Origin of the sequence: Cobetia sp. AM6, from assembly GCF_009617955.1 — a bacterium.
GTDB lineage: Bacteria > Pseudomonadota > Gammaproteobacteria > Pseudomonadales > Halomonadaceae > Cobetia > Cobetia amphilecti.
In genome coordinates this window covers 1,949,876-1,974,979 of sequence record NZ_AP021868.1, presented here as the reverse complement: position 1 = coordinate 1,974,979, position 25,104 = coordinate 1,949,876, and the positions used below count along the sequence as shown (strand labels likewise).

Sequence of the window (25,104 nt, the reverse complement as noted above, 5' to 3'; positions counted from 1 at the left end):
GGCACAGGGTGCGCATTCTGCCCATTCGGCTTCAGGCTGTCACCTTGCAATCACGTTCCTGTGCCGCTCAGGAAGTCGCAAGTCGCGGATCTTGCGGGTCTTTTTCCTCCTGAGTCATGGCCTCATCACCCACCTCACCGACACTGGGCAGCACCTCGACCAGACCGCAGGTCATGCGCTCCTTCTCGGCGGCACGCGCACGCGCCAGCGCCTCACGCAGGGGTTCCAGGCGCGGATGCGGCGCTTCGCCCGCCTCGCCGGCCGGCAGTTCCCACGGCAAGGCGTGCGCCATCTCCCACAGCGAGTAATGACTGAGATCACGCCCGAGCACCCATTGGCCATCCTGGGTCTGGCTGGCGATGTTCTCGGCGATCAGCGGCTTGAGCACACGACGGTAACGACTGCCCAGCACTTCCGTGAGTCGATCATCGGACAGCGGCTCACCGCGTTCATGGGCATCCTTGAGCAGCATCACGGCACCGAGGGTCTGCCAGAACGGTGGCCAGCGATGCCAGTCAGCATTGGAGCGCTCGCCCATCCAGGCCGCGACTTCCGCCCCCAGCAGCACGATGCACCAGGACAGGAACACCCACAGCAGGAAGAGCGGAACGGCCGCGAAGGCGCCGTAGATGGCCTGATAGGACGGGAAATGCGTCACGTAGAGCGAGAAGCCCGCCTTGGCCAGCTCCAGCGCCAGCGCCGTGGTCAGCGCGCCGACCGCGGCGTCACGCAGGCGAACCTTGCAGTTGGGCACCGCGGCATAGATGAAGGTGAAGGCCGCAGCGCTCAACAGCGGTGGCAACAGACGCAGCAACAGTGCCTTGCCGCCCAGCATCTCGGCGGCCGAGTCGAAGAAGGACAGCGAGGTCAGAAAGGACGACAGCAGAAAGCCCGAGCCCAGCATCAGCGGCCCCAGCGTCAGGACGGCCCAGTACATCAGGAAGCTCGACAGTCCCTTGCGCCCTTCCGGCACCTGCCAGATGGCATTGAAGGCGCCTTCGATGGTGATCATCATCATCACCGAGGTCACGAACAGGAAGATCAGACCCACCGAGGTCAGATTGCGCGCCTGACCGGAGAACTCGTTGAGATACTCGAGCACCGTGGCGCCGGTCGAGGGCAGAAACTGGGAGAACACCGTGGTCTGCAGTTGATCGCCCACGCCGTCGAAACTCGGAATGACGGCGAACATCGCATAGATGACCGTCATCAAGGGCACGATGGCGAACAGCGTCGTATAGGTCAGTGCCGACGCGGTCTTCTTGCCGTCGTGATAGTTGAAACGTGATACCAGCTTGAGGATGACGCCGATGGAGGGCATGACCCGCGAGATCCCTGGCAGTTGTGGCATTCTTGTGCGCCCCTCTACAATGCGTTCCTGATTCATTCGCCACCGCCGGCCATGGCCAGTAGCGCTTGCGTGAAACCCATCACCTGTCCGGAAACGGAGACAGTCATGTCAATATTGAAACTCTACCATAACCCACGCTGCTCCAAGTCACGGGAAACACTGGCGCTCTTGACCGCGCGCCTCGAGGGCGATGCCTTCGAGACCGTCCGCTACCTGGAAGACCCCCTCGATCGTGAGCAGCTCGAGGCCCTGGCCGCCCGAGTGGAAGGCGGGGCGCGGGCTCTGACCCGCGAGAACGAAGCCGAGTGGAAGGCGCTGGGCCTTGTAGACCCCAGCGATGCGCAACGCCTTGACGCGATTGCCGCAACGCCGAAATTGATGCAGCGGCCGATTCTCGATGATGGCACCCGTGCCGTCATCGGTCGCCCGCCCGAAGATGTGCTGGTGCTGTTGAGCGACGCCTGATCCCCTGATGACAGAGTGTGCTCACGCAAGCCCCGCTTGCCCCTTTCGATAGATTGTCATCCACCTGAGGAAGCTCATGTCCGCAACGCCCCCCGACGCGACGCCGTACGTCCTCGTCCTCTATTACTCGCGCCATGGTGCGACCCGCACGCTGGCCGAGCAGATCGCCGCCGGCATCGAGTCCATCAGCGGTGTCGAGGCACGCCTGCGCCAGGTGCCCGAGATCTCGGCCACCTGCGAGCAGACCGAGCCGGAAATCCCCGACAGCGGGGCCATGTACGTCGAGCTGGACGACCTGCGTCACTGTTCGGGCCTCGCGCTGGGCAGTCCGACCCGCTTCGGCAACATGGCGGCGCCGCTCAAGTACTTCCTGGACTCCACCAGCGAGCTGTGGATGAACGGCGCCTTGATCGACAAGCCTGCCACCGCCTTCAGCGCCTCAAGCTCTCTGCATGGCGGTCAGGAAACCACGCTGATCACCATGCTGATCCCGCTGCTGCATCATGGCATGGTGTATGCCGGTGTGCCCTACAGCGCCACCGAGTTGCTCGAGACCACCCAGGGCGGCACGCCCTACGGCACGACCCACGTCAGCGGCAAGCGTGGCGACAACGATGTCGATGACAACGAACAGCGCCTGGCACTGGCGCAAGGCAAGCGTATCGCTCGCCTGGCCCTTGCCATGCAACCTCTCAGGGAGACGAAATAGATGCGCGCCTGGCTTGAACGACTGGAACGTGAGCAGGGCCTCGACACGCTCGAAGCCAAGAGCCGTCGCGGTGTGATCGCAAGTTTTGCGGCCGTCGCCCTGCTGCTGCTGATCGGCGGCATTCAGCTAATGGCGCAGAGCGAGAACAGCGGCCTGCTGCCGCTGTTGATCCGCCTGCTGCCCATCGCACTATTCCTGCCCGCCATCTTCACCCGCCGGGCACGTGGCCATGTCTGGCTGGCCTTCGTCAGCCTGCTCTACATCATGCAGGGCGTGATGCTGGCCGGTGTGCCTGGCCACGCCGTCATCGGCGTTCTGGAAGCACTGGCGGCACTGGGGCTGTTCATTTCCAGCATGGCTTACGCCCGTTTCCGCTCGCGCAACCTCAAGCGTCAGCCGCAGGCCTGATCAAGCCCTGGCCTCTCCATTGCCCGCCCTTCTCGTCGCGCCATAATCGACTAAAATTGGCGGCTAGAATAGCCGACTAAAATAGGCGACTAGAATAGCCGTAAAATAGCCGACTAGAATGGCGGGTATCGGTTTGCGCCCTCCCACGGCGGCTTGCCACTTACCCCGCCGCTACCCACTGCTTTTCCCAGCGTGTCTCCTCAACCATCGCGAGCCGCCCATGCTGTATCGGCTTTGCGAGTTGATTACAGCGAGGCTTTGCCATGATCGGCCTGACAACACACTTGTCTTTTCCGCGCCCTGCGGGCGTATCGCGCAACCGCCTGACCACTGGCGTGCTGGCGGCTGGCGTGGTGCTTGCCAGCCTGTTGGCGTCGCCAGCGGCACTGGCTGACAAGACGGAAGATGCCATCCAGTATCGCCAGGCAGTCTTCCAGACGCTGGCGTGGCAGTTCAGTCCGATGGGTGCGATGGTCAAGGGCAAGCAGGACTATGATGCCGAGGAGTTTCGCACCCGCGCCGAGCGACTGGCGCTGTTGGCTCAGATGCCATGGGAGGGCTTCATCGCCGGTTCCTATGACGGTGATACCGACGCGCTGAGCAAGATAGAGAGCGACCGTGCAGGCTTCGACAAGCGTGCCGAGGCGCTGATGACCCAGAGCCGGGCATTGGCTGACGCCGCCGCCAGTCAGGACCTTGATGCCCTGCGCAGCCAGTTCGTCGAGACAGCCAAGACCTGCAAGGGCTGTCATCAGCAGTATCGCGCTGACTGATATAGCCAAAGCTCCGTCAAGACGCAAAAGCGCCGCCATGAGATTGCTCGTGGCGGCGCTTTTGCGTCTTGGCATACATGAGGGCGAAAGTGAGAGTAAAAGTCATAGCGAAAGCATGAGTGAAAGCGAGCAGAGCTTACGGCAACTGCGCCCCCTGCCAGATGACCAGAACGGCAATGCCGATCGCCAACCCCAGCGCGAGCCTCCTGCGTGGGCGTAAAGGTGGCACTGGCTCGCCCTCATCCACTACCGATTCATCGCGCCTGAAATGCTTGCGGCCATGCACCATCGCCCAGATCAGCCACTCACCGCGCAGGCCATGCCAGACGATGGCCATCAGATGCAGGGCGATCAGCCCCCACAGCAGCGTGATATTGGTGTGATGCACCCAGGCCAGCCCCTCGGCGACACTCGCTGGGACCCGATCATGCAGGGGCCCTTCGAACAGCAGATCATCGGTGAGAAACAGCCCGCTCGAGGCCTGAATCGCCAGCACCAGCAACATGGCCAGCGTCATCCAGCCACCCAGGGGATTGTGGCCTGCATGGCGTGGCGCGCGTCCCGCCAGAAAGTCAGCGGCGTAGCGCCAGGTCGTGCGCGGTGACGCCACGAAGCGGCTGAAGCGAGCATGCCCGCTGCCCACCAGCCCCCAGATGACGCGAAACGCCACCAGCCCGATCACGCAATATCCCAACCGTGCGTGCCAGACCATCGGAAAATCGAGTCCTGCGCCCACCTCGGCGGTGTACCACATGCCGATGATCACCAGGATCAGCAGCAGGTGAAACAGCCGGATGGCCAGCCCCCAGATCACGACACTGCGCAGCGGCGAAGGCTCACCCTGATCATGAAGCACCGTCTCAGACGAGGACTTGCGGAATCGGTTCGAACTCATCCTGATGACTCCCTCAGCGAATGAACCTTTGATGGCACGACACGTGATCAGGCAGCGATAGGCAGCCAACGAGCGACTACAGGCCAGTATAGGTGGACTCGGTCTGGCGGCTCACGGCAAATCAATCGGCCGTGCCGCCATGAGACATGTGAAATATCAGCAATGAAGCGCTGATTCAGCACTTTCCACTGCCAGCTGCCACCTTGGCAGCATCGCCTGACGCTTGATGACATTATATGCTGCGTAGATTGCCTGCGGCTTACCGGGTCTCGGCCTCTTGAAGGCTCCCGGCATGTGTCGCCCGTCTTCACCCCGCCTGCGCAGAACGGAACTCTCGCCATGTCATCGCCTTCCACGGCCGGTACCTCGCACGCCTCCCGGGACGACACCACCTGTGCGGGCTCGCCTCCCCGGCAGCCAGTCAGCAGTCGTCACCTATGGCAACAGGCACTCAACAAGACCCTGCCGGTGATGTTCGGCTATATCCCGCTGGGCGCTGCCTTCGGCGTGCTGTTCACCCAGCTGCCGTTGAGCCCCTGGCTGGGCCTTTTGATGTCACTGGTCATCCTGGCCGGGGCCGGCCAGTTCCTGGCGGTAGCGCTGCTCGGTGCGGGCGCCGGCATCACCGAGGTCTTTGTGGCCACTCTGCTGCTCAATTCGCGCCACCTCTTCTACGGCCTGTCGCTGCTGGAGCGCTTCCGCGCGGCGGGGCTTGGCAAGCTCTATCTCATCTTCGGGCTGACCGATGAAACCTACTCGCTGCTGGCCAGCCTGCCACGCAGCGGCGAACGCGATGATCCCGTGGCGCGCCGTGATGACCAGCGCCTGATGTTGCGCATCACCTTCCTCAACCAATCCTGGTGGGTACTGGGGACGCTGCTGGGTCTGGCAGCCGGACAGCTCAGCTTTGACAGCAGCGGCATCGAGTTCGCGTTGACGGCGCTGTTCGTGGTGCTGGGCATCGAACAATGGTTCGCCCTGCGCGAGCGCTGGCCCTTCATGCTCGGCCTGCTGGTCACGCTCGCGGGCCTGTGGCTGCTGCCGGAAGATCAGCTGATGCTGGGCAGCATCGCGGCAGCCTGCGCCCTCCTGCTCGGGCAGTATCATTACCAGCGTGGCAAACAACAGCCACACGTCACGCCTGCCCCGCGTGACGATCATCCCCCACACGGCAAGTCTGGCGCGCGCCGGACTGAACACAATCAAGCCTCGGAGCACACCACCCCATGACGACCCTGCAGGCCTTGCTGTTGATCGCCGTGTCAGCCGGCGCGACCTTCGCCACGCGCGCGCTGCCCTTCGTGTTCCTGTCCCGCCATTCGGCCCATCCGCTGATTCTGCATATGGGCCGCTATCTGCCGGCCATCGTCATGGTCGTGCTGATCATCGTCTCGCTGTCGGCCATGCAACTGCCTGACATGTCAGAGTCTGCGCACCACATCTCGGCCTGGCAAAGCTGGCTCGTAAGCGCCGAGGGCGCCGGCATGCTGGTCGCGGCCCTCTGCGTGGCGGGACTGCATCTGTGGCGACGCAATGCGCTGCTCTCGATTGCCGTCGGTACCGGGCTTTACATGGCGTGGCTGCAGCTGGGCGGTGTCTGAGGCTTGCGATCCAGCACGTGAGCGGTCACAGTCATGTCATTACATGAGCAATTCATCAAGGGAGCCCACCATGAACCGCGATATCGCCGATGTGCGCAGAACCTATTCCGGTGATGGCCTGAGCCTTGCGAACACACCGCTGGAACCCTTCGAGCTGTTTCAGGAGTGGTTGACCAGCGCCCTGTCCGCCGATGACAACGACGCCAATGTCATGACGCTCTCCACCGTCGACAGCCAGGGCAAGCCGCATGCGCGCATCGTGCTGCTCAAGGGCTGCGACAGTGAAGGCTTCATCTTCTATACCAACTATCAGAGCCACAAGGGCAGCGAGCTGGCCAATGTGCCCTTCGCCGCGCTGACCTTCTGGTGGCCCGCGCTGGAGCGCCAGGTGCGTATCGAAGGCAGCGTCGAGAAGGTCGCGGATGCCACCTCCGATCAGTACTTCGCCTCACGCCCCAAGGAGAGCCAGCTGGGCGCCTGGGTCTCGCAGCAGAGTGTCGAGATTCCCGATCGCGAATGGCTCAGCGAGCGTCAGGGTCGCTTCGAGCAGGTCTATGCCACCACCGAAGTGCCGCGTCCGGAGCATTGGGGCGGCTACCGCGTAGTGCCGGAAATGATCGAATTCTGGCAGGGGCAGCCCTCGCGCCTGCACGATCGCGTACGCTACCAGCGCCTGGACACGGAAGACGGCGAATGGCACAAGCAACTGCTGGCACCCTGACCCGCTAGCCAGTCTCTGCCGCTAGCCAGTCTGTGCCGATAGCCAGTCTGCGCCACAACAGGCGCTCTTCTCGAGGCTCCGCTCATGCGGGGCCTCTTGCGTTGCCGTTCGGGTTACCGTGCGGGGCGCCGGCCGGGTTGCCGCTTGTGTTATCGCTTGCGCTATTCCTTGAGACCCCGCCGGCGCAGATTCGCGCGTTCAGCGGCTTGCCCTCGCCGGGCACAAGCCGGACAATGGCCGCCCTTTCGGCCTCTCGAACGCCAGTCAGCCTGCGTCATTCATAGCGCATCCGACATGGCCTGCGATGCCAGACACGCTCAGATTGGAGGCTTCATGGCCTGGGATGACAGCGGCACCCCCAAGGTGGCACGTCAGACACTGGTAGACCGTCTGCTGGCCGGTTATACGCCGTCCGACAGTCATGGCATCTCGCTGGTCGATCACGCCGTGGTCGGCAATGTGCTGTATACCGTGCTGGAACATCCTCACGGCCATACCTTCATTCGCCAGCACCTGATGCAGGCTCCCAAGAATGGTGACCCCAGCCGCTGGGAATACCATATCCGTGACGAAGGCACGCCAGACATTCCGCTGCAATGCCCCGAGGAGCTGCTCGAACAGTCGACAGCGCCCGGTGAGATTGCCGCCCAGTGGCGCGCCGACACCCGCGCGGCGCGTGATGCCGCCGCAGCACGCAAGCGCAAGATCAAGAAGCTCAAGAAGGGTGAGCTGCTGACCGCACTGGATGGCAGCCAGGTGATCTTCGTGCGCGCCTTCACCGCCAGCCTCTTCATCGGTCGTGCGCCAGAGGATGGTGAGGACGACGAGTACGAGTATCATTGGCAGGATATCGCGCTCTAGACCGCGCCAGCGCTCTAGAGCACGCCAGCAATTGCCTCACTTGCCGTTTCGCCCCGCCCTCCTTGATGTCACTGACGAGCCCTTATGCAGCCACAAGCCGACCCGTTCATCGTTCCCGTCTGCCACGAAACCTACGCGGTGCTGTACGCCGACGATGACATCCTGCTGATCCACAAGCCCAGTGGCCTGCTCAGCCTTTCCGGCAAGCATCCGCTCAATCTGGATTCGCTGCATCATCGCCTGGTCAAGGAATACCCCAGCGCCAAGCTGCTGCACCGGCTCGATTTCGGCACCTCCGGCATCATGCTGGTCGCGCTCAACAAGCCGGCCAACGGCAACCTGACCCACCAGTTTCAGGACCGCAACATCGGCAAGTCCTACACCGCGATCCTGCATGGCCATCTGGAGGAGGACAGCGGGCGCATCTCGCTGCCCATCGCCAAGGACGTCGACCAGTTCCCGCTGCAGAAGATCTGCCACGAGACCGGCAAGACCGCCATCAGCGATTTCCGCGTCATCGAGCGCCTGGAGAATCCGGCGCGCACGCGAGTCGAGTTCACGCCGGTGTCAGGTCGCACGCATCAGTTGCGCATCCATAGCCAGCAGATCGGCCACCCGATCCTGGGCTGCGACCTCTATGCGACGGATGAGGCCTTCTTCATGGCCGAGCGCCTGATGCTGCATGCCGAGATGATCAGCTTCGATCACCCGGTGAGTGGTGAGCGCATGGAAGTGCGCAGTCCCTGTCCTTTCTGAGCCCGCCCGTTCTGATCAGGTCAGGCTAAGCCAGTCCGTTCTGAGCCATTCCGCTCCCGCTCGCCCGGGGTGAGCGACGCGTCATTTGCAGGCACACAACGAAACGCCCCCACAGGAGACCCTGTGGGGGCGTTTCGTCATTCATGACTCAGCGAGTCATGCGTCAGGCATCACTCAGCCGCGGCCGGCAGCCATTCCTTGACGATATCCTGATGGCTTTCCACCCACGCCTTGGCGGTTTCGTAGGGGTCAGCGTCGTCTTCTTGGTTGTTGAGCATCACTTCGCCCATGTCAGCCGGGGTCCAGGCGAAGTTGTCGAGAATCGCGTAGACCTCCGGCATGTCTTCCTCGAGCCCCTTGCGCGCCAGGGTGTGAATCTCCTCGGCACCGCCGTAGACGCCCTTCGGGTCATCCAGATACTTGAGGTCCCAGCGGGCGAACATCCAATGCGGCGTCCAGCCGGTGACGACGATCTCACGCTCACCCTTGATCGCATTGCTCAGCGCGGCGGTCATGGTCGCACCGCTGCCGGTGGTCAGGTCGATGTCCTCGAGATCGTAGTCCTCCAGCACCTGCTCGGTCAGACGCGTCAGACCTGCGCCCGGCTCGATGCCGACGATGCGCTCATCGATATCCTCGGCGTGGGTCTTGATGTCGTCGATGGTCTCGAGCTTGCTGTAGGACGGCACGACCAGCCCGAGCTTGGTGCCTTCGAGGTTGACGCCCAGGTCGTCGACCTTGTCGGCGATCTTGGCCATGTAGTCTTCGTGGGTGGTGGGGAGCCACGCACCGACCATGCCGTCGGCATCGCCGAAGGCGACTGCCTGGAACATCGCCGCCGCAGACAGCGCCTTGAGTTCGACGTTGTAGCCCTGTGATTCGAGCACCGCCTTGACCACATTGGTGGAGGCGACTTCAGAGGACCATTCGACGTAGGCCAGCGTCACATCGCCCTTGTCACCGGCGGCATACACGGCGCTTGCCCCGGCCAGTGAGGAGGACATGACAGCGCCGAGCAGCAATGCCTTGGTGGCGGCATTCATCTTCGCGGTGACGTTCAAGGTAGTGTGGGAGGCATCTTGCTTGTTCATCATTTTCCCCTTTATTCGAATTTACTCATTGTTTATCGAAGCACGTCTGTCGAAAAACGTGTGTCGACGGCCAAACGTTGAGTCGGGTATGGAAGTGCTCGAGGCGGCCTCCGCATGGGCCAGGCAATACACGGAGGCCGCTGGTGAATCCCCTCATGAACGGGGCTTCTTTTCCTTGCTGAAGGTCTGGGTCAGGCGGTCGAGCAGCATGGCCAGGATGACCACCGCGATGCCCGCTTCGAAACCATCTCCCGGACGCAGGCGCTGGATGGCTTTCCAGACCTCATTCCCCAGGCCATCGGCGCCGATCATGGCCGCGATCACCACCATCGACAGTGCCAGCATGATGGTCTGGTTGATGCCGGCCATCACGGTGGGCAGGGAAAGCGGCAGCTGCAGCTTGAAGAGCTTCTGGCTGCGGGTGGCGCCGAAGGCATCGGCGGCTTCGATCAGGTCATTGGGCACCTGACGAATGCCCAGCGTGGTGAAGCGAATCGCTGGCGGCATCGAGAAGATCACGGTGGCGAAGATGGCGGAGACCGAGCCGATGCCGAAGAAGGGAATCGCCGGGATCAGGTAGACGAAGGCCGGCATCGTCTGCATGAAATCCAGCACCGGCATGATGACCTTGTAGAAGCGGTCAGAGAGTGCCGCCAGTATCCCCAGCGGTACCGCGATGACCACGGCGACCAGGGTGGCGATCACCACCAGGGTCAGCGATTCGATCATCGGGTCCCACAGATCCAGGTTCCAGATCAGTCCCAGCCCCAGTACGGAACCGATGGCCAGGCGCGTGCCGGCCAGCCGCCAGCACAGCAGCGTCACCAGGGCGATCAGCGCCCACTCGGGCAGCCACATCAGCGCATCGTTCAGGACGTCGATGCCGGTCTCGGTGAACTTGGAGATGCCGCGCGTGATGCTGGAGTAGTTGGTCGTCAGGTAATCAAGCCCCGTCTCGATCCAGTCACCCAGCTCTATCTTCGGGATGGTAAAACCGGTTGCGTCGCTCATGCGTGTGCCTCCCCTGCTTCCGCCAGTTCCGCGAGTACGGACCCTTTGATCACCACGCCCAACAGGCGGGATTGCTCATCGACCACCGCCAGCGGATGGTGATGACCGGCAAACATCGCGAACAGGTTGTGCAGCGGTTCTTCCGGCGAGACCTGACAGCAATCGGAGTGGATGATGCTCGAGAGATCGGTGAGATTCTCGCGCACGGCACGTTCGGTATCCTCGGCGGTGATGATCCCGAGCACAGTGCGATCACGACGCACCACGAACAGGCTATCGAGGCCGTTGTCGCCCATCTTGCGCAGCGCCGTGCGCGGGCCATCATCATCGCGTGCGGTGGCATGGACATCGGTCATCGCCGAGCGGGCAGTGAGGATGCGCGACATGTCGACGCCTTCGACGAAGCGCGCCACATAATCATTGGCCGGGGAAGTGAGGATGCTTTCGGGGGAGCCGATCTGCACGATCTCGCCATCCTTGAGCAGGATGATGCGGTCGCCGATGGAGAGGGCTTCATCAAGATCGTGGGTGATGAAGATGGTGGTCTTCTTCATCTTGTGTTGCAGCGCCAGCAATTCCTGCTGCATGTCCTTGCGGATCAGGGGATCAAGCGCCGAGAAGGCCTCATCCATCAACAGCACCGTGGAGTCGTTGGCCAGCGCTCGCGCCAGGCCGACACGTTGTTGCATGCCGCCGGAGAGCTGGCTGGGGTAGGCATCTTCCCAGCCATCAAGGCCGACCTGCTTGAGCGCATCGCGACCGCGCTGATAACAGACTTCCTTCTCCTCGCCGCGCACCTCAAGCCCGAACTCGGCATTCTGCTGCACGGTGCGGTGCGGGAAGAGCGCGAAATTCTGGAACACCATCGAGAAATGCTTGCGACGACAGCGCAGCAGCGACTTGTCATCCAGCTTGGCGACATCATCGCCGTCGATGAGGATCTCGCCCTCCGTCGGTTCGATCAACCGGTTCAGGCAGCGGATCAGGGTCGATTTTCCGGAACCGGACAACCCCATGATGACCAGCAACTCGCCTTCCATCACATCAAAGTCCACGTTGGAAAGCCCCAACGTCTGGCCAGTCTTCTCGAGAATCTCGGGGCGTTTCATGCCCTCATCACGCAATTTGAGCGCCTTGTCGGGCTGATTGCCGAACACCTTGCTCAGATTGCGCACTCGAATCTTCACGTCGCGAGTGTCAGTCATTGGCTTTCCTGTCGTCAGCGGGCAGGAAATATCCACGGATTCTGTCAATTACGCACTCAATCCGGCAGGGAGAATGGCTCGCCCTGCCGCTGACATCGCGCAATCTGGCCGCAAGCATCGCTTGCCGACCTGCTGACAGAATACTGTGTCATCCCCTGCGCCATTATCCATAAAGGATTCTTATATTTGTAATTACAATACAGTTTTATTGATAAGCGCTCAAACACGAACAGACGCTTATACGACCAAGGTGGTATGCCCTTGACGCTTCTGCTGATACCTCCCTGAATCACGACATTGCATGTTGTTATTGGTCTATTGCTCTCCATTCCCTGACGCATTGCGTGTTGCCGAGAACCGCCTGGCAAGCCCGCGCACGCGCCCTTGAACAACCCCCGCACACGCCTATCAACAAGCCCAGGCACACGCCTATCAACAGGCCCTTGCACCATCAAGGCGCATCAGGCCTTGGCTTCCAGCCTCAGGCGCTGCCAATCACTGACTGGCTCGTTGAGACGGATGCTGGCATCGATGACCTGCTCCTCCATGTTGTAGCGGCAGGTGAAACCGAGGTGCTTCATCAGGGCGCGCATCGGGTGGTTGTCGATCATGATCTTGCCGACCATCTCCAGCGTGCCCAGCGAGCGGCAATAGCGCAGCATCTTCTCCATCAGCAGACTGCCGATCCCCTCGCCTTGCATGTCATCACGGATGATGACGGAGAATTCGGTGCGAATGTTGTCCGGGTCATTCCATACCCGCACCACCCCCAGCATCTCGCGCTGCGGCGACTCACCTGACAGGGCTTCCACTTCACGCTCGGCGATGAAGGCCATCTGGCGGTCGTAATTGATCTGGGCGAGCAACGCGAGATCTCGCTGAGTCAGCGCCGCCTTGTGGTGGAAGTAGCGGAAACGAATGCTCTCCTCGGATAGCCGCGCATGGAAGGCCGTGATCAAGGGCGCATCCTCGCCGCGTATCGGGCGAACCTCGACGTGCATGCCATTGTCCAGCGACACCCATTCACGCAGCTCCTCCGGATACGGCATGATCGCGAAACGGGCCGGTTTGCCGAGATCCAGCGCGAAGTCCACTGCCACGGCCTCCTCGCGATTGAGCAACAACGGATTGATTTCCAACCCTCTTATGTCACGCAAATCCGATGCCAACTGTGAGAGCTTGATCAACAGCGTGCTGACGCGCTCGAAATCGCGCTCCGGGTCCGGCGAGTGCTCGGCGATCAGGCGGGAGGCATGGCTGCGCGAGATCAGCTCACGCGCCAGTGTCATGTTGAGGGGCGGCAAGGCCACCTGGCGGTCCGCCAGCACATTGACCTTGTAACCGCCGATACCGAACACGATCACCGGGCCGAATTCGTCATCGCGCGTGATGCCTGCGCTCAACTGCAGCGAGTGTTTGCCACGCTGCATCGGCTGCAGGCAGAACTCATGAATGCGCGTGCGCTCGTGGTCACCGCGGCCACGCTCGGCATCGCCCTCCGCCACCTTCTGGGTGATGCGGCGAATCGCCAGCGCGATATCCTCCGGACCGGAAAGGTCCTGCACCACGCCGGAAGACAGCCGCTGTGGGTAGCGGCGATAGCGGAACGGCTGGCTGTTGTGTTCATGCACCACGCGCAGCGCATAGGGGCCCTGGCGAGAAGGCTTGTCGTCATCCGTGGCAGATCGCTGCAATTCGACGATGGCGCGCGCGCCTTCGGCGGCGTCGAGCACATAGCGACTGGGCGCGGTCGCGATGCCGTAGGTATCGAGCACCTGCGCCGTTTCCGAGTGGGTCAACCATTCACGGCCGGCACGCCGCGCACTGTGCACCAGATCATGGGCGCGGGCGCGGATCTCGGCACTGGTCGAGAAGGCCAGGCTCGGCGGCGTCTGCTGCAACAGTGTCTGCACACGGTGGTAATCGACCATCTGCAAGAAGGCCTTGACGCCCTTCTCCGGCGACAGATAGGTCGGAATGCCGGCCAGATGGCATTCATGGCGGGCTGAAAGCGCCTGCTCGAGCCCCATCCAGCTGGTCAGCAGGTTGCGTCGGAATTGCTTGCGATGCGCCACCAGGGCCTCGGCCGTTGCCCGTGAGGGAGCAAGGCGTGTCGGCGCATGCACGACCAGCACGGCGTCCACGCCACGGTCATTGGCCACGATGTTGACCGCGGCCAGGAAATCTTCCGGCGTGGCATTGCCGCCCAGATCCACCGGATTGCGCCCCGGCAGGCTGACATCCAGCTCGGCCTTGAGCAGCGCCTGGCGGCTCTCCTCGCTCAGCTCGGCCAGCTTGCCGCCACCCGCCATCAGCTTGTCGATGGCCAGCAAGGCCGGGCCCAACCCATTGGAGACGATCGCCAGCCGATCACCGCGCAACGGCTTCATGCGATTCAGCGTCTCCAGCGCATCGAACATGTCTTCGCTGTCATTGACGCGCACCACCCCGGCACGCGCGAGGGCAACATCGACGATCCGGTCGCGATTGGGCACGCCACGTGTGACATGTGTGCCGAACAGGTCGGCTTCCGGGGTACGGCCACTCTTGATCGCCAGCACCAGCCGATTGCGGGACGCCTCGCGCAGCGCGGTCATGAAGTGCATCGGGTCGTGAATGCGCTCCAGGTGCAACAGCAAGGCCTGCGACGGCCCGTACTGGTTCAGATAGTCGATCAGATCGGGCAGCATCACATCGACGCTGTCGCCCAGGGTCACCAGATGCGAGAAGCCGATGCCGCGCCCTGCCGCCCAGTCGATCATCGCATTGCCCAGCATCCCCGACTGGCCGAGATAGGCGACCTTGCCCTTGGCCACTGGCTGCCCGCTGAAGGAGGCATTCAGGTGCCGATTTGGCACGCAGATGCCCATGCATTCCGGCCCGAGCAGGCGAATCCCACTGCCTCGGGCGGCCTTGAGCAACCGACTGTTGAGGCTTTCCTGATCACGGTGGATACGCGGGACTTCGACACCCGGCTCTCGTGCCTGCGAGGCATCCAGCACGTCGTCCGTGCTGTCGGCGATCCGCGGGTAGCGCTCGGCGCTCGGCGCGGCAGGCTCGCCGGCCTCATCCAAAGACGACGCCTCGGTGACGGAGGGTTCGGGGCCTGGCTTGCCCGTAGTGGACCTGTGAATGCCCGGCAGACGCGGGGCAGTGAAGTTCAGCCCGTCGCGGCGTGACAGCATCTCAAGCCCCTTGCCGGTGACGCGGGCCAGCGAGCTGACAGGTGTCGGCGCGACACCTCCCGAAATCAGCAGCGCCGCCTTGACGCCGCGCCGGCCCAGCTTCTCGACCACACGCGGCAAGGTATCCGGCGGTGAGCACAGAATGGCCAGGTCCGGCACCTGCTCTAGCTCACTGACCCGCTTGACGCACGCCACGCCATGCACCGTCTCATATCCCTTGGGGTTGACCACCGTCAGGGCGCCCTTGAAGCCCCCTTCAAGCAGATTGCGCAGTACCTGCCCGCCCAGTGAATGCGGCTTTTCCGAGGCGCCGATCACCACGATACTGGCGGGCTCGAAGAAATTGCGCAGAAATCGCGTTCCCATAGGCTTGTCCTGTCAGCGGTTGCGCCTCGTCAGCGCGATATGAGCAGCATGCCGCGAAAGCGCAGGTCTGAACAGCCATCCTCGCGCCCTTCATGCGTGAAACAAGGTAGACCATCGGCGACTGGCTCATGCCATTGACGACTCTTACTGTTACGTCATGGTGCAGACCATTATGACCCGCACACTCACGCAGGCATGCCGATGATCACCTCCTACATATCCCATCGCGACTGCGGTCAGCATTTCATGGGCCCCACCCATCCCGAGAGCCCACTGCGTCTGCAGGCCATCGAGCGTCAGCTGGCGCTGAGCGGCGTGATTCAGCATGTCCAGCAATACAGTGCGCGAGCGGCAACGCTTGAGCAGCTGGCGCGCGTGCACCCCATGCGCCACCTGCAGGCGTTGGAGAAATGTCCGCCCCAGGCCGGGCAGCTGCTGACCATCAACGAAGACACCGTGATGTGTGCCGATAGCCTGGTCGCGGCGCGACTGGCCGCCGGCGCGGTGGTACGCGGGGTCGACCAGGTGATGCGTGATCAGGCCGACAACGTCTTCTGCGCCGTGCGCCCCCCGGGCCACCATGCCGAACGCGCCGATGCGATGGGCTTCTGCTTCTACAACAACGTGGCGGTGGGCGCTCTGCACGCCCGCCAGCATTACGGCGTGAAGCGGATCGCGATCCTCGATTTCGATGTACACCAGGGCAACGGCACCGTCGATATCTTCAAGCATGACCCCGATACGCTGGTGTGCTCCTCCTTTCAGGACGCCATGTACCCGTGGCGCTACCTGGAGAGCCGCTGGGAGCACATCCACAACACGCCCCTGAGCGAAGGCAGCGGCTCACTGGCCTTCCGGCGCGCCATTGAAGCCCAATGGCTGAAGAAGCTTGATGATTTCAAGCCGGAGTTGATCCTGATCTCGGCGGGCTTTGACGCGCACCGTGAAGACCCGATGGCAGAACTGTGCCTGGAAGATGACGACTATTACTGGGTCACCCTACTGGCGATGGATGTCGCGCGGCGTCACTGCCACGGGCGTATCGTCTCCGTGCTGGAGGGCGGGTATTGCCTGGAGGCGCTGGGGCGCAGCACCGAGGCGCATCTCAAGGCGCTGGCGGGCTTGCCGATGCAGGATGGCCTCGAGGCACGTGCCGGCGGCCATCGTCCTTCTGAGCAACCCATGTCAGAGCGACCCGAGTCAAACAAACCCGAGCCAGACCAGCTCGATCTCGCGCCTCCCACCGTGGATGCCCTCCCGCCCCGCTCCGCCTCTGGCACACCAGACGGCGTCCAGCCGTCGCTTGCCAAGCCCGCCGAGGATGAGCGTGATCACCCGCTGTTCTAGCGTCTGGCTGCTCTAGTGCCCGACTGTTCTAGCGCTGGGCATCCCCCGCACCGGTGACTTTTTCCCTGACGCACACCACACCTCACGACAGGTTTCCCGCAGCCAGGAAACCTGTCGCTGCATCATTGGAGCACCAGCGAGCCTTCGGTGTCGCGAACAGCCATGTCACAGACAGCCATGTCGCGGACAGCCATGTTGGCTACGTGTCGGGATGATGCGCGTTTGCCATGCTGTGATAAGCTGGCGATAAAGTTTCCGATAGTAAACTTTATCGCCAGCTGACAGCGCTGCGACACCCGATGTCGTGCGCCGCCAATATCACGCCCATAGCGAAGCCACTCTCATGAGCACACCGACAGACAAGGACGCCGCCGTCCGGATCGCCTCCGGTCGCAAACCCTTCGTTGAGCCCCTGAAGCTTGGCGAACGCGTGAAGCAGATCCGCCTCTCCCATCACTGGACGCTGGAAGATGTCAGCCAGCGCACGGGACTGGCACGCTCGACATTGTCCAAGATCGAGAACGAGCAGATCTCGCCGACCTTCACGGCGGTCCAGAAGCTGATTCATGGTCTCAACATCGACCTGCCGCAGCTGCTGAGCCCGCCCAAGCGCCAGAGTGGCACACTCGGGCGTCGCGATCTGACGCGCGTCGGTGATGGCAAGTCACACCCGACCCCGACCTATGAGCACGAGCTGCTGTCCTGGCAGCTGGCGCAGAAACGCATGATTCCTTTCAAGACTCGCGTGCGTGCGCGCAGCTTCGATGACTTCCCCGACTGGGTGCGTCACGACGGCGAGGAGTTCCTGATGGTCTTGGCGGGCAGCATTCTGCTCTATTCGGAATTCTATGAACCCTTGCCGCTGGGTGAGGGTGACAGCATCTATTTCGACTCCGACATGGGGCACGCTCTGGTTTCTACCAGCGAAGAAGATGCCATCGTGCTGTCGGTGTGCACTCGCAATGATTCGGATCCGAGCTGATCTGATTTGAAGTGAGCTGGGCTGTGTTGAAGTGAGACAAGCCACGTAACGCACTGGCAGGAAGCTAAACTGCAAAGATTGCCTTAACGCGAGCGTCACCTGGCCGGTCCATTCAAAACAATGACTTGCTTGACCATGCTCGCCGTCAGCTCGAAATAAAAAAATCGCCCACTAGCCATGCGCTAATGGGCGATTTTTCTGGATATCGCAAAGACACTCATGGCTTGCGCCGAGTCCTGACCGCCAGCATCCACTGGGTGTTCAGTTTATCGAGCGTCTCATTACAGAGCGTCTCGATACCGAGCGTCTCAATCGTGCTGTGCGGCATCGCCGCGCCAGATCAACTGACCGCATTCGCGCAGATCATAGCCGCCGAGGGATTGCGCCAGCTGGATGCCATTCGGTGTGGCAAGATAATCCAGCAACCCCTGGAAGAGATCGCGGAAGTAGACATTGCGCGGTACCACCAGGTCGAAGGCCTCTTCACAGACCGGCACGAAGCCGAGGCCGAACTCATTGGCGGCCGACAGCGTACCGGGGCCGACATCCACCTCGCCGCGCGCCACCATCGAGGCCACCTCACGCTCGGAATAGGCGATCGCCAGGGTGTTGAGCTGCTCGGCACGCATCTGATGGCCGGACAGCCACTCCTGCAGGAAGCGCTGCGAACCTGCCCCCTCCTGTCGCACCGCCCAACGCCGCTGCGAACCGAAAAGGCCGCTGGGGTCGATGGACAGATGGCGATCATCATTGCGGATGATCAGCCCCTGGGTACGGCGCGCAAGCCGCACCATCACCCACTGACGATAGCCATCATGGCCGCGAATCAGCGCCGGATGACGCAGCGCCGCCTCCTCCGCGCGCCCCCAGTGAATGGCGCAGACGTCAGCACGCCCCTGGCTGAGCAGATCAAGCCCCAGACGCGTGCCGGTGACGCTCATGCCATAGAAGGCGCTACCGGCATGCTGCTGATTGAGACGCATGGAGAGCGCGGCCAGCAGCGGGTCATCACTGCCGGTGATCATCAGGCGATCCGCCAGCACACCATGATGGCTGGACTCGAGAATCCATTGCTCCACCAGGCGCCGCGGAAAGAGCCACTTGCCGGTCACCTTGGTCGCCGGCATGGTGCCGTCACTGGCCAGCTGATAGATCTTCTTCTCGTTGAGGTGCAGAAGGCGCGCGACTTCCTGCACCGTCAGAAAGGGGTTGTCGTGGGGAACCGGAGCCTGCCGGCCGGTGGCCGCATTCAGGGCCTCGCCTGAAGACTCAGCGGTAGAGCCGCCCGAAGGTGCGCCGAGTTCAGAGGAAAAGCCCTGTGAGGGTATGACGCCCAGCGGCGAAGAAAGACGACTCATCACTGCGCCCCCTTGTCATGTCCGGCTGCGCCATCTGCTGAAGATGGCTTGCCTGACGCGTCATGGCGCGATGATTTGAGAGCGTCGCCGGCACGCAGCGGCGGGATGGCATCCAGCACCAGCCGCCCGGCAGGGTCCACCGCCTGGAAGTGGCGCCCCTTGGCGCGCGCGATCAACAGCACGCCAAAGCGTTCCGCCAGCTCCACTCCCTTCTGCGTGACGCCGGAACGCGAGACCAGCACCGAGATCCCCGCCTGAGCCACCTTCAGTACCATCTCGGAAGTCAGACGACCGGTAGTGTAGAAGATGTTGGCCCCCTGATAATCACTGGCATCATCACTCAGGGGCGCCAACCAGCTCAGCCCCGCCAGCGTATCGACGGCGTTGTGGCGGCCGACATCCTCGATGAACGCCAGCACTTCATCATCCCGACACAGGGCGCAGCCGTGAACCGCGCCGGCCTTGCGATAAGTCGCGTTGTGCGCCGCCAGCGCCTCCAGCAGGCGATACAACAGGGCCTGACTGAAGGGGCCTGCATCCAGCGCAGCCAGTGATTGGCGCTCCAGCAGATTGCCGAATACCGTGCCCTGCCCACAGCCGGTAGTCACGGTGCGCTTGCCGAGGCGCTGCTCGATATCCTCGGGTAGATGACGCGTCACCACCGAGGCGCTCTCGACTTCCCAATCCACCTGCAGCGCTTCGAGGTCCTCAAGCTCACCCAGCAGTCCCTGATTGCGCAGATAACCGGCCACCAGCGCCTCAGGTTCGGCACCCAGGGTCATCAAGGTGACGATCTCGCGACGATTGAGATAGATGGTCAGCGAGCGCTCGGCGGCAATGGACTGCTGATGGCGCTCACCGCGCTCATCCATGACTTCGATGTCCAGCGTAGTGGGTAGTGTGGCGCGACTGATCGCTGGCCGTGCAGAGGGCATCATGAACTCGGGTCTCCCTGATCGAGCCGGTTGGAATGGCAATTCTTGCGCTGAATCGCCGTAGAGTACCAGTCTGATGGCAGAGCTGTCCCCGCACTGACTGACGGTAACCCTGATATCGCATGCGCCGGCATGTATCTTGCACACCAGCACCATCGCAGCATTCTTTTCAGACCCGCTTGCGGGTACAGCAGTGAACAAGGAAGCCATGTCTGAATCCATCCCTCCCCGCAGTGACGACACCCGCTGGTTGAGCGTCACCCTGGCGCCCACCACGCAGAAACTGGGGCGTTTCAGCATCGACACCTGGCGGATTGCCGACCTCTCGCCCTCTGCAACGCCAGAGACGGAATCGCACGTAGCGGAGCCTGCCGCCGCTGATGAAGTAGCGCATCGCCGCATCCTGCCGCTGCAGCTTCACCTCACCGAGCGCACCGATTACCGCTACAACCTGCGCTGCGAGCAGCCGCGCCTGTTCGTCCAATGCGATGAGCGTGAAGCCGACGGCATGCAGCCCCGCGTGGTGACGGCCTGTCAGGAGGTAGCATCGCATTGGATGGATGGCGACCAGCTGGTGCTGGATGTGCCGATGCCCCCGGCCTTGATGGTGTGGCTGGAAGCCTACCTCGCGCGTCACGGCGAACGACTCGACGAAGGCAAGAAGAAGAAACGCAAGGGCGCCGGGCGCGCCAGTCAGGCAGAGCAGCACGCCGTGACGCCCAACAAGACTCATCAGCCCGGTGATGGTACGGAAAGCACGTCATGAGCCAGCACGACGACAACGCAAGCCCTGCCCATGAAGGCCTGTTCTCGCGCTGGTCACGCCGCAAGCAAGGCGACAGCCGCCGTGAAGACCAACTGTCACAGCCGGACAGCACCGAGGTGAGTAAAGCCGACAGCCTTCCGCCGTCACAGGTGGGAGTCGCCTCTGAAAGTAGCGCTGACACCCCTGCAGCGCGCGGCTCGCAGCACGAATCCCTGAGCGGCGATAGCCCCTCCTCGGCAGCAGAGCAGGCAGCAGAGCAGGCAACCGCCGAGAGCGATCAGCAGGCAGCAGACGCTGACAACGCTGAAGTGCCAGTCATCGAGCTGCCAGACCCGGACACCCTGACCCCAGACGCCGACATCAGCGCCTTCATGCAGAGCGGCGTGGACCCGGCGCTACGCCAGCGTGCGCTGCGACGCATCTTCATGGGGGGCGAGCACTCGGTGCGCGATGGGCTGGATGACTACGACCAGGACTTCTCCCAGATGCGCCCGCTCGCCGAAGGTGTCGCCGACACGCTGCGCAGCTGGACCCGCAAGGTCGAAGAAGGCCTGGAAAAGCTCGGTGAGGCAAGCGAGACACCCCAGGCGGATACGGCGCAGGAGACAGACGACCAGATCGCTGAGCAGGCGCCTGACGGTGAGGCGCCAGTGGGCGAGTCACACGCGACGCCCAGCGACGAGATAGTCGAGTCGCCTGACCCGCAAGCGATACGAGCAGAAGACTCGCGCGAGCCAGCTCCCGCGTCAGATGATGTCGGCGGCGTCCGCCACAAGCCGTGAGCCGGGGCTGGCCCCACAGACGCCTCCAGCGCCAGGGCGTCAGGATGACGCGCCGCACAATCAACATGCGTCATTATGGCCCACGAGTAAGCCGGATACGTCTGACCGAGGTCATCCTGATGCCTCATGGGTCACCCTGACGCGCCTCATCAAGGCGCACTGACTGCAACGCACATGCAAGATTCAGCATGACATGCCAACCCTTGAAGATGATGACTGGCGTCAACCGCCTGCGCTGATGAGTGCCTGCGCGACCTGACCGCGCCCCTCTTCTCGCCGGGCGTGAAAACGGCAATGTCATCAACAGCATGCAAAGATGGTTGGCCTGTCATGAATCCCCCACTGAACGACTGTCGATCGCCGACCCGGCTCTGACCGCGAGAGACCGCGAGAATCAGCGACGACCGGGACCTGCATCATCCGCCTGCCACCTGACGGCAGCTTGCATGCAAGGTCCGCCACGACCGAATAAGGATGAGGATGCTCAGCTCAAGCCTCGAGAGCGCTCAGCGCGCCCTCAATCAACAAGCACGCCAACGCGCCCTGTCATCCGCCATGGGTGGCTCGCCTGCCTCAAGTCTGCCGCTGTTGGCGACGGATGCCGGTAGCGCCCCCATCCGCTATCACAGTCAGGGACGCACCGTGATCATCGGCAGCGAAGCACGAGTGCGAGCACTGGCGAGTCTGCTGTCCCGCCTGCCGGCCACCGCTCAGCTGCCGCTGGCACTATTGATCAGTGAGCAGGACAACAGTGCGCTGGTGACGATGGATGAACAGCATCTCGCCGCCAGTGAGTCGCTGCCTGTGCACAGTGCCCCGCGTGACATGCTCGCGCTGAGCGGTCACCTCGGCCAGTTCAGCCTTGCCAGTGATGGCGTCAATCTGGCTGCCGCGCTGGTGCCGCAAGGTGCTGGCAGCGCGACCCATTTCGACCTGATCGCCGACCTGTCCAGCCAGCCGCTCAACCAGGCGGAACTGCCACCGCCCGGCTATCTGCAAGCCGGCGCGGACGTCATCGCCGAGCTGGATCAGCTGGTCGCCGATGCTGAGGCCTCTCAGGAATCACTGTCACAGCTGACCGCCTGGGCCATGCAGTTCGCGGGTCTGATCGGCAACTTCGACAAACCGAATTACGTGACCGTCAATCTCGATACCTGCGCGCACTCCAGTGCCGGCAATATCGGCTGTACGCGTTGCCTGTCGTCGTGCAGCGCCGATGCCATCTTCTCGGTGGCCGGTCGTCGCAATGCGCATATCGAGATCGACCCTTACCTGTGCCACGGCGCGGCCAGCTGCGTCAGCGCCTGCCCGACCGGCGCGCTGAGCTTCACCCAGCCCCCGGCCGAGCAGCGCATGGAGCAGATCCAGCGCCTGCTGGAGCGCTATCAGGATGGCGGTGGCCTCTACCCGCTGCTGCGCTATCGCCTGGAGCAATCCCCTGCCTCGCAGACTGCCCTGGCGAGTGTCGACCAAGAGCGCTGCCTCGATATCACCCTCGAGGAAATCTCCGCCACCGGGCACGACGAGTGGCTGGCCGCTCTCGCACTCGGCGCGACGCAGGTCATCGTCGAACTGCCCCACGACCTGCCCGCAGGCCAGCACCAGCAGCTCGATAGCGAACGTCGCCTGGCACTGACCCTGCTCGACAGCATGGGGCTTGCCAATGCGGACAGTGGCGAGCCGCGCATTCGCTTCGTCTCTTTGCCATCCCCCCTGCCACAAATGGATAGCTACGAGACTGAAGCCCTACCCCTGATCACGCCGCTGTGTGTCGCTCTGGCACCGGGCGCGGACAGTGAAGAAGAGCAGCAGCCCAGCCAGCCGATCGCCCGTGACTGGCTGCTGGGTCAGCCGCAGGCACGCCCCGGCAAGCGCGAACGCCTCAATCGGGTGCTCGATCACCTGGCGACCCTGTCGGTCGCGGACCTGGCGCAGGACAGCGTCGCCGTGCCGACAGGCGCGCCCTTCGGCGTGGTGAACGTCGACAGCGACAACTGCACGCTGTGTCAGGGCTGCGTCGCCGTCTGCCCGACCAGCGCCCTCTCGGCCAATCGCACGTCGCCTGCACTATCCTTCACTCAAGGTGACTGCGTGCAGTGTGGCCTGTGCGAGCAGGCATGCCCAGAGCAGGTCATCACCCTGACGCCTGGCTTTGCCCCGCAGCCCGACGTGCGGCGCGAACCGCAGCTGATCAAGCAGGATGTGCCCTTCCCCTGCATCAGCTGCGGCACGCCGTTCGGCTCCACCGCCACCATCACGGCGATGCAGACCAAACTGGCCTCGCATGCCTACTTCCAGGGCGATGGCGCACTGCGCCTGAAGATGTGCAGCGATTGCCGCGTCAAGGACATCTGGCACGAAATGGCACGCAATCCCGATGCCCAACTCAAGGTTTGAGCCAATGACATCACCCACGTCGACTCCCGACGACTTTGCAGCAGGTGGGACTGACGATCGTGCACCTGACACCACTGCGGCCGACTCTCTGATAAGCCATAGTGAAGAACAGCAGGCATTGCGCGCCGACCTCTACCGGCTGCTGGCGCGGCTATTGCGCGCGGCACCGGATGCGGAACTGATCGACTTTCTGGCCGAACTCGACCATGACGCAATCAGCCTGCCCGGGGCCGCCGAGCAACAACTGCCGCGCGCGCTGGCGTCGCTGTCATTGGCCGCCCGCGTCAGCGACTCGCGCCGTCTGGAAGACGACTTCTTCCAGAGCCTGGTAGGCGTGGTGCAGGGCGAGGTAGTGCCCTACGCCAGCTGGTACCTCACCGGCTCGCTGATGGAAATGCCGCTGGTCGCCCTGCGCCAGGACCTGAAACGTCTCGGCTTCGAACGCCAGAGCGATGTGCATGAGCCCGAGGATCACCTCGGCGCACTGTGCGAGGTGATGGCCATGCTGATCGATGAGGTGCCCGGCGAGCAGGTCAATTTCTTCCGCCGCCATGTGGCCAGCTGGGGCGAGCGCTGCTGCGCCGACCTCGCGGGACGCGAGAGCCCCTTCTATGCCGCCGTCGGCTACCTGGGGCAGGCCTTCCTGCGGGCAGAGCGCCTGAACCTCGGTGACTCGATCCCGCTGCATGCGGCGACCGAAAACAACTCTGGCGTGCAGGTGACGGCCGAGGCCGTCCAGCTCGTCACGCCAGCCAGTGTGGCGCCCGACGCAAGACACTGATGTCACGCATGACGTGAAGCAACATTCGAGACTGCAACGCTATCCATCTCGCATCACCCAGCAGCATTGCCGACAGGAGATCAGCATGAAGACTGATGACGCAAAAGACAGCCATAACCAGGCGCGCCAGGGGCGCCGCAAATTCCTGCGTGTACTGGGCGCCAGCACCGTAGGGGTTGCCGCAGCAGGGTCATTGGCCGGTGCCGTGATTCCGGACCAGGCCGCGCCAGAGGCCCCCGTCAAGGACAAGGGCAGTGACAACTATCGCGAGAGTGATCACGTCAAGGCCTTCTACGCCACGCTGCGTGACTGAATGCTAGACAGACAGTGCCCCGAGCCTGCGCCATGCGCGCGGCCA

Annotated in this window: 23 protein-coding genes and 1 pseudogene; 16 read left to right on the top strand and 8 right to left on the bottom strand. The window is 62.9% G+C overall.

Annotated elements, in window-relative coordinates; all coding sequences use genetic code 11:
- Positions 1-67: 67 nt before the first annotated feature.
- Positions 68-1,351, bottom strand: coding sequence for a YihY family inner membrane protein (locus CLAM6_RS08440; protein WP_172978664.1), 1,284 nt, complete (start codon positions 1,349-1,351; stop codon positions 68-70).
- A 105-nt stretch (positions 1,352-1,456) separates the two neighbouring features.
- Between CLAM6_RS08440 and CLAM6_RS08435 the strand changes: the two genes are divergently transcribed.
- From CLAM6_RS08435 to CLAM6_RS08420, 4 genes are all read left to right on the top strand, one after another.
- On the top strand, positions 1,457-1,816 hold the full coding sequence (locus CLAM6_RS08435) for an arsenate reductase family protein (RefSeq protein WP_043333573.1): 360 nt from the start codon (positions 1,457-1,459) through the stop codon (positions 1,814-1,816).
- A 76-nt stretch (positions 1,817-1,892) separates the two neighbouring features.
- Entirely contained in the window at positions 1,893-2,525 is a 633-nt protein-coding gene (wrbA, locus tag CLAM6_RS08430; RefSeq protein WP_153635740.1) for an NAD(P)H:quinone oxidoreductase, read from the top strand.
- On the top strand, positions 2,526-2,933 hold the full coding sequence (locus tag CLAM6_RS08425; protein WP_153635739.1) for a DUF2069 domain-containing protein: 408 nt from the start codon (positions 2,526-2,528) through the stop codon (positions 2,931-2,933). It abuts the gene before it with no gap.
- A 284-nt stretch (positions 2,934-3,217) separates the two neighbouring features.
- Positions 3,218-3,706, top strand: coding sequence for a c-type cytochrome (locus CLAM6_RS08420; RefSeq protein WP_172978663.1), 489 nt, complete (start codon positions 3,218-3,220; stop codon positions 3,704-3,706).
- Between the two features lie 136 nt (positions 3,707-3,842).
- On the opposite strand, the gene CLAM6_RS08415 is transcribed toward CLAM6_RS08420, so the two are convergent.
- A complete protein-coding gene (locus tag CLAM6_RS08415; RefSeq protein WP_153635737.1) occupies positions 3,843-4,601 on the bottom strand; it encodes a cytochrome b/b6 domain-containing protein in 759 nt (252 codons plus the stop codon).
- A 339-nt stretch (positions 4,602-4,940) separates the two neighbouring features.
- Here CLAM6_RS08415 and CLAM6_RS08410 point away from each other — a divergent pair, with 339 nt between their 5' ends.
- From CLAM6_RS08410 to CLAM6_RS08390, 5 genes are all read left to right on the top strand, one after another.
- The gene (locus CLAM6_RS08410; protein ID WP_153635736.1) at positions 4,941-5,831 is read left to right on the top strand and encodes an AzlC family ABC transporter permease; all 891 of its coding nucleotides are present in this window, start codon (positions 4,941-4,943) and stop codon (positions 5,829-5,831) included.
- Positions 5,828-6,202, top strand: a complete 375-nt coding sequence (locus CLAM6_RS08405; protein ID WP_153635735.1) for a branched-chain amino acid transporter permease — start codon at positions 5,828-5,830, stop codon at positions 6,200-6,202. The genes CLAM6_RS08410 and CLAM6_RS08405 overlap by 4 nt, the downstream gene beginning before the upstream one ends.
- Before the next feature lie 70 nt (positions 6,203-6,272).
- Positions 6,273-6,923, top strand: a complete 651-nt coding sequence (gene pdxH / locus CLAM6_RS08400; RefSeq protein WP_043333565.1) for a pyridoxamine 5'-phosphate oxidase — start codon at positions 6,273-6,275, stop codon at positions 6,921-6,923.
- A 333-nt stretch (positions 6,924-7,256) separates the two neighbouring features.
- The gene (locus CLAM6_RS08395; RefSeq protein WP_153635734.1) at positions 7,257-7,784 is read left to right on the top strand and encodes a hypothetical protein; all 528 of its coding nucleotides are present in this window, start codon (positions 7,257-7,259) and stop codon (positions 7,782-7,784) included.
- Positions 7,785-7,868: 84 nt separating this feature from the next.
- Positions 7,869-8,540 (top strand): RluA family pseudouridine synthase, encoded by a 672-nt coding sequence (locus CLAM6_RS08390; RefSeq protein WP_153635733.1) that lies wholly within the window; start codon positions 7,869-7,871, stop codon positions 8,538-8,540.
- Positions 8,541-8,710: 170 nt separating this feature from the next.
- On the opposite strand, the gene CLAM6_RS08385 is transcribed toward CLAM6_RS08390, so the two are convergent.
- The 4 genes from CLAM6_RS08385 to CLAM6_RS08370 all read right to left on the bottom strand — a co-directional run bounded on the left by CLAM6_RS08385 (position 8,711) and on the right by CLAM6_RS08370 (position 15,398).
- Positions 8,711-9,631 carry a glycine betaine ABC transporter substrate-binding protein gene (locus CLAM6_RS08385; RefSeq protein WP_225348063.1) on the bottom strand — a complete coding sequence of 307 codons (921 nt, stop codon included), beginning with the start codon at positions 9,629-9,631 and terminating at the stop codon, positions 8,711-8,713.
- 153 nt (positions 9,632-9,784) lie between these two features.
- On the bottom strand, positions 9,785-10,642 hold the full coding sequence (locus CLAM6_RS08380; protein WP_043333557.1) for an ABC transporter permease: 858 nt from the start codon (positions 10,640-10,642) through the stop codon (positions 9,785-9,787).
- Positions 10,639-11,847, bottom strand: coding sequence for a quaternary amine ABC transporter ATP-binding protein (locus CLAM6_RS08375; RefSeq protein ID WP_153635732.1), 1,209 nt, complete (start codon positions 11,845-11,847; stop codon positions 10,639-10,641). The genes CLAM6_RS08380 and CLAM6_RS08375 overlap by 4 nt, the downstream gene beginning before the upstream one ends.
- Positions 11,848-12,308: 461 nt before the next feature.
- Positions 12,309-15,398 (bottom strand): bifunctional acetate--CoA ligase family protein/GNAT family N-acetyltransferase, encoded by a 3,090-nt coding sequence (locus CLAM6_RS08370; RefSeq protein WP_242007788.1) that lies wholly within the window; start codon positions 15,396-15,398, stop codon positions 12,309-12,311.
- A 201-nt stretch (positions 15,399-15,599) separates the two neighbouring features.
- On the opposite strand from CLAM6_RS08370, the pseudogene CLAM6_RS08360 reads away from it, so the two are divergent.
- Positions 15,600-16,532, top strand: a pseudogene (locus CLAM6_RS08360) (histone deacetylase family protein); the annotation flags it as partial.
- Between the two features lie 556 nt (positions 16,533-17,088).
- The gene (locus tag CLAM6_RS08355) at positions 17,089-17,727 is read left to right on the top strand and encodes a helix-turn-helix domain-containing protein (protein WP_054556712.1); all 639 of its coding nucleotides are present in this window, start codon (positions 17,089-17,091) and stop codon (positions 17,725-17,727) included.
- A 308-nt stretch (positions 17,728-18,035) separates the two neighbouring features.
- On the opposite strand, the gene CLAM6_RS08350 is transcribed toward CLAM6_RS08355, so the two are convergent.
- Together CLAM6_RS08350 and CLAM6_RS08345 are read right to left on the bottom strand one after the other, a co-directional pair.
- Entirely contained in the window at positions 18,036-19,085 is a 1,050-nt protein-coding gene (locus CLAM6_RS08350; RefSeq protein ID WP_153635730.1) for a helix-turn-helix transcriptional regulator, read from the bottom strand.
- Positions 19,085-20,020, bottom strand: coding sequence for a formate dehydrogenase accessory sulfurtransferase FdhD (locus CLAM6_RS08345; protein WP_131432980.1), 936 nt, complete (start codon positions 20,018-20,020; stop codon positions 19,085-19,087). The genes CLAM6_RS08350 and CLAM6_RS08345 overlap by 1 nt, the downstream gene beginning before the upstream one ends.
- A gap of 208 nt (positions 20,021-20,228) precedes the next feature.
- On the opposite strand from CLAM6_RS08345, the gene CLAM6_RS08340 reads away from it, so the two are divergent.
- The 5 genes from CLAM6_RS08340 (at position 20,229) to CLAM6_RS08320 (ending at position 25,059) form a co-directional block, all read left to right on the top strand.
- Positions 20,229-20,786: a DUF3305 domain-containing protein gene (locus CLAM6_RS08340; protein ID WP_153635729.1), complete on the top strand. Its 558-nt coding sequence runs from the start codon at positions 20,229-20,231 to the stop codon at positions 20,784-20,786.
- Entirely contained in the window at positions 20,783-21,568 is a 786-nt protein-coding gene (locus CLAM6_RS08335; RefSeq protein ID WP_153635728.1) for a DUF3306 domain-containing protein, read from the top strand. Before CLAM6_RS08340 ends, CLAM6_RS08335 begins: the two co-directional genes overlap by 4 nt.
- A gap of 480 nt (positions 21,569-22,048) precedes the next feature.
- Positions 22,049-23,965 (top strand): 4Fe-4S dicluster domain-containing protein, encoded by a 1,917-nt coding sequence (locus tag CLAM6_RS08330; RefSeq protein ID WP_172978662.1) that lies wholly within the window; start codon positions 22,049-22,051, stop codon positions 23,963-23,965.
- Positions 23,966-23,969: 4 nt separating this feature from the next.
- The gene (locus CLAM6_RS08325; RefSeq protein ID WP_153635726.1) at positions 23,970-24,746 is read left to right on the top strand and encodes a TorD/DmsD family molecular chaperone; all 777 of its coding nucleotides are present in this window, start codon (positions 23,970-23,972) and stop codon (positions 24,744-24,746) included.
- A gap of 85 nt (positions 24,747-24,831) precedes the next feature.
- Positions 24,832-25,059, top strand: coding sequence for a twin-arginine translocation pathway signal (locus CLAM6_RS08320; RefSeq protein WP_153635725.1), 228 nt, complete (start codon positions 24,832-24,834; stop codon positions 25,057-25,059).
- Positions 25,060-25,104 lie beyond the last annotated feature (45 nt).